Source organism: Lactobacillus xujianguonis (genome assembly GCF_004009905.1).
Taxonomy (GTDB): domain Bacteria; phylum Bacillota; class Bacilli; order Lactobacillales; family Lactobacillaceae; genus Lactobacillus; species Lactobacillus xujianguonis.
Window position 1 is genome coordinate 1 of record NZ_ML136927.1, and the last position, 4102, is coordinate 4102.

The following is a 4102-nucleotide window of genomic DNA, read 5'->3' on the forward strand; positions in this document are numbered from 1 at the left end:
TCTTTTATTCTTTTGTCATAAAACATTGAGCCATAGGACAAATGAACAAGGCCATACCAACGCTTGTAAGATTGGACATCACCTATAGGCGGTAATGCTTCTTCATGATGCACAATTAGCATAAAGAAGTCCGCCCTGTCGCGAGCAGCAATGCACCGAAACACGTCACCCGGTTGGTAGTCTCTACTTTGTTTGCTCTTAATATCAATTACTTTCATAATCTACGCCATGTAATAGCCTTTCTTCTCAATCTCTTGCCACTCGTCCAGCTCAAACAACGCTTTTGTGCGTCTTACTGTGCCGTAGCAGTTGACCTTACCGTCAAACTCCACGTACGTGACGCCTTTAACTGGACTCTCGTCACCGGTTAGCACTCTCGCTGTGTAGCCCGGTTCTAAGTAATGCTCTAACAAATTCACGCTCTCGCCTCGCTCTCAATTAGTACATGCAATAGCCCCATTGATCTATATCGTCATATTTTTCCGACAGTCCCCTAATTTTTCCTAAAAGACTCGCTTGACAGTAAATATACTTGCCTAAGTATTCAAAATCGCTTGTTGTTCCTAAACTGTCGCCCGGTTTAGTTCCATCACACTCGCCATCAATGATTACAGCCCCATAGTGATAGCTGTAATCATAAGGGATATTTTCGCGAGTAATTAACAAAGTGAGATATTGGTCGTCGCTTTTGTCACATTTAAAGTCAACATCAATAACATTTCCGGGCTTTAGATTAAGGTCATTCCATCTTTTAATAAATTCTTCTTCTTCCATAACGTCTCCTTATACCGTGAACTTGTACTCTTTGTAGTCTCGTTCCGGATAGTCAAATGCCGCCACCGCATCGCATAGGTGCATAGCTGTTTCGATGCCATCTTTTCTCGTAGAGATAAAGTCGAGAGCCGCCGAACTATACAGATATTTCTTTGCGTAAACTTCCGGAAAAACGTACGCAATTGTAATAGCTTTGTCGTTATCGAAATAATCGTGTAAAGCCTTGTCGAACTGCTTATTTCTAATGGTTCGTGGCTCGGTTAAGCCTATGTAGTAGTGATAATATGCGTCATGCATGTGGCAAGCTAGTATTTGATGGCCTTTATACCAGAACTGAAAATCGTTAACTTTCATACGTTGTCCTCATCATCTAACTTGTACAGTAGTAAGCTATGGTCCTTGTCTTTTCGGTGTGCTGCCGGTGTAGCTCGCTTCTTAATCGTGACCGGCGACCGATTATACTTCTTGGCCAACTCTTTGATCGTACCGACGTCGACAAACTCGTCACCGCGGTACATTGCATAAACGCGCTCCATGCTTACACCTCCGTTATAGTTACATCATTGTCTTTCAGTACCTTCCATAATTCTTCACGTGTGCCTTGCCAAATGATCAGAGGCAAATACTGGCCATCATAGTGGAAAAAGCCCGCATACGGTACTTCGTTTGTCTTCCACTCGCCTTGCTTAGCTTTAACCGGCTTCACTTCATGAAAGATAGCCGTTGCAGTAGTGCCACGCTGTGACAATCGATATACATTGCCATCCGCCAACTGTTTACAGTCAGTAATTTCTTTTGTGTCCTTCACAGCTTTCATTCTCCCTTACGATTGACTTCCTTAGCTTTTTATCTCGGCTCGCTAAAAATTTGATAAAATCACGTTCATGATTTAAAGGAATCCCATCTTGGTCAAAAAATGATTTTCTTCTGATTCTGGTGTAATGCTCACCGTTTGATAAAACTGCATGCATCAAATCTTGATCCTTATACATTTTTACTTTTCATTCTCCTTTGCGATTAACTGTGCTACACGCTTGGCAATGATGTTTCTTGCCAATTTAAGAACAAGGCTATCGAACTGATTCATAAAGCGCGGATTAGCCAATAAATCAAGCCCAATAATGGTTGATAGCGTCACTTGTTGCGGAAACTTAACTCTTCTTTGTTTCATCTTCATGCTCCTCATACATAACTAAAGCAGACCAACCACCATCAACTTCAAAAATAAACTTGCAGAATCTGCCTTCACAATCAACCCTTGAGTTTTCACTAATTTTGATATTAAGATTTGGTCGATTATTAACAATTCAATTGTTAAACGCATGCGTTAAAAGTGAACTAGTTAAAAAGCTAATCACATCAGTCCGCTCTTGCTCCACTTGTACACCTACTCACCTTTAAAATATTTATGCCTTAAAAATCAATCTATAGACCACAACTGCCACGATGGCTAGGCCACTTGCAACACTCTGAATAGCAGATACCCAACTTGGGTGCTTCTCAAAACTATCAGTTACCATTGACCAAAATAAGATCAACAAAACTCCTAGCCAAAAATTCATTTTCAATACCTCTTGTCTGTAATCCCTGTAAAATCAATCGCACTGTTGCGACTGCCTGCCCTTAAGCGGCTAACTAGCTTTGCGTTGTAGACCCGTTGCAGTTGGTCAAGCGTGAGGTTGGTCGTTGTAATAATGCGATGCTGCCGGTTGGTCACCTTGTATAAGATGTCTTGCACAAACTGGCTCGCGGTCTTGTCACCCACGTTCATGGCACTCTCACTGCCGAGATCATCAAGGACTAATAAGTCGACGCCCTTTAATAGCTTGATGGCGTATTTTTCCGTCCACCGTGCCGTGGGGTCGTCCCAGCTGTCTTTAATCGCTTGTATCAAGCTAACTGTATTAACAAATAGACACTTTTGTGGTTGCTTTGCATTGTCGTTAACCGCGTTAAGCATAGCCATTGCTAAGTGCGTCTTACCTTGCCCCGGTGTCCCGTACATGATTGTGTTAAACTCGTCGTCTCTGTCTTTGAGATACCGGTAGGCGATCATGCGCGTTTGCTTCTTAATTTGGACTTCTCTCGTCCCCTCTGGGGCGTCAAAATTCTTAAACGTATGATTATACTCGCTTGCATCATCGACCAGTGAGAGCTTAGTTAAGACACTTCTCACGCTTTCAATTTTGAAGTCCTCGACTTGCTGCTTTTTCTCGCGTTCGGTTTCTTCACGTTGGCACTCCACACAAAACGGCTTCATGCCCTTTAGATATTCGAGCGGGATATGGTGGATAGGGCAGGTCTCAGTCGATTTAAGTGTCTTGATCTTTAAATTTGCTAAGCCTTTCATCGTTTTCTATCCTGCTCCTTCCTATGGTGCGGTACATTAGGCTAATTACGCCGTCAATCTCGTAAGACAGTTCATTTTCACTTAAGACGTCGGGGTGGTTATGTAACCCTATTTGGATAAATTGCAACTCTTCAATCACTTCGGCACATAACGCAAGTGCGTCATCGCGCTCTTTTGTGAGCTGCTTTATACGTTCCTTATCAGTCATAATCGGCCCGCTCCATGATTTCGTCTAAGTCGTCGTAGACCCATTGGATACCATCGTATGGTCTTTCATCAACAAGATCGCTTATTAGGTCTTGTGCTTGTTTCCATATGCCCGCTAGCCGGTTCTCACGGTCCTCTAACTTATCCTTAAGGTCTTGATTTTCGTCGTATAGTTGCTGGTTCTCCTCAGTTAGATCATCGTTATCGTTCTCTAACTGCCGGTTCTGGTCTTCGAACTCGTCAGCCTTGTCCATTACTAAGTCAGCGATAGACACGCTTAACACGCCGGCTAGATGGCGCAAGGTCTCATAATTAGGCTCACGCTTGCCGGTTTCGTAGTAGTGTATTGCCTGCGGTGACATTTCTATTCTTTTGCCTAGTTCTGTTTGCGACAGTCCTTTTTCTTTACGTATCCTTTTCAAGTTCTCCGATAGCGTACTCATGATTTATCACTCCTTAAAACGGCAACTTGTCGTCCGGTATGCTTGATATGTCGACCGTGCCACCATAGCCCCCGCTAGCTGGTGTGTTGCGGGTTTGGTTTAGGTTATTAGCATTGAGATAGCCGTCAAACTTGCTTGCACCAAAGAGGGTCGACGGTCTCATATACTTCCAGTAGGGCGTGCCCTGCCAGTCGAAGGCTTTATTATCTATGACTGTCTTAAAGTCATCTAACTTATATCCTTCTTTGAATCTAGCCTTGATCAATCTTTGATTAGCTTTACTTGATGGTTTATAGTGAGCGCCAGTTTTCTGATTTAAGTAATCAAT

Annotated in this window: 11 protein-coding genes; all 11 read right to left on the reverse strand. The window is 43.0% G+C overall.

All coding sequences use genetic code 11. The features are described 5' to 3' along the window. Window positions 1–218, reverse strand: a 218-nt coding sequence (locus EJK17_RS11660) for a hypothetical protein (protein WP_210403771.1), incomplete at its 3' end; no start/stop codon positions are given. Window positions 219–438: 220 nt separating this feature from the next. Next, a complete protein-coding gene (locus EJK17_RS11025) occupies window positions 439–774 on the reverse strand; it encodes a hypothetical protein (RefSeq protein ID WP_103661932.1) in 336 nt (111 codons plus the stop codon). A gap of 9 nt (window positions 775–783) precedes the next feature. Beyond that, the gene (locus EJK17_RS11030; RefSeq protein ID WP_103661931.1) at window positions 784–1128 is read right to left on the reverse strand and encodes a hypothetical protein; all 345 of its coding nucleotides are present in this window, start codon (window positions 1126–1128) and stop codon (window positions 784–786) included. Continuing rightward, complete coding sequence (locus EJK17_RS11035; RefSeq protein ID WP_103661930.1) at window positions 1125–1310, reverse strand: integrase; 186 nt, start codon at window positions 1308–1310, stop codon at window positions 1125–1127. The genes EJK17_RS11030 and EJK17_RS11035 overlap by 4 nt, the downstream gene beginning before the upstream one ends. A gap of 2 nt (window positions 1311–1312) precedes the next feature. After that, window positions 1313–1582 carry a hypothetical protein gene (locus EJK17_RS11040; RefSeq protein WP_103661929.1) on the reverse strand — a complete coding sequence of 90 codons (270 nt, stop codon included), beginning with the start codon at window positions 1580–1582 and terminating at the stop codon, window positions 1313–1315. Window positions 1583–1768: 186 nt separating this feature from the next. Further along, complete coding sequence (locus EJK17_RS11545; protein ID WP_161494911.1) at window positions 1769–1945, reverse strand: hypothetical protein; 177 nt, start codon at window positions 1943–1945, stop codon at window positions 1769–1771. A gap of 235 nt (window positions 1946–2180) precedes the next feature. Then, the gene (locus tag EJK17_RS11550) at window positions 2181–2336 is read right to left on the reverse strand and encodes a hypothetical protein (RefSeq protein WP_161494910.1); all 156 of its coding nucleotides are present in this window, start codon (window positions 2334–2336) and stop codon (window positions 2181–2183) included. Window positions 2337–2338: 2 nt separating this feature from the next. Beyond that, window positions 2339–3124 carry an ATP-binding protein gene (locus EJK17_RS11045; RefSeq protein WP_127796428.1) on the reverse strand — a complete coding sequence of 262 codons (786 nt, stop codon included), beginning with the start codon at window positions 3122–3124 and terminating at the stop codon, window positions 2339–2341. Further along, window positions 3087–3332 (reverse strand): hypothetical protein, encoded by a 246-nt coding sequence (locus EJK17_RS11050; protein ID WP_127796429.1) that lies wholly within the window; start codon window positions 3330–3332, stop codon window positions 3087–3089. Before EJK17_RS11050 ends, EJK17_RS11045 begins: the two co-directional genes overlap by 38 nt. After that, entirely contained in the window at window positions 3325–3774 is a 450-nt protein-coding gene (locus EJK17_RS12060) for a helix-turn-helix domain-containing protein (RefSeq protein WP_127796430.1), read from the reverse strand. Before EJK17_RS12060 ends, EJK17_RS11050 begins: the two co-directional genes overlap by 8 nt. Before the next feature lie 13 nt (window positions 3775–3787). Beyond that, window positions 3788–4102, reverse strand: a 315-nt coding sequence (locus EJK17_RS11060) for a conserved phage C-terminal domain-containing protein (RefSeq protein WP_210403772.1), incomplete at its 5' end; no start/stop codon positions are given.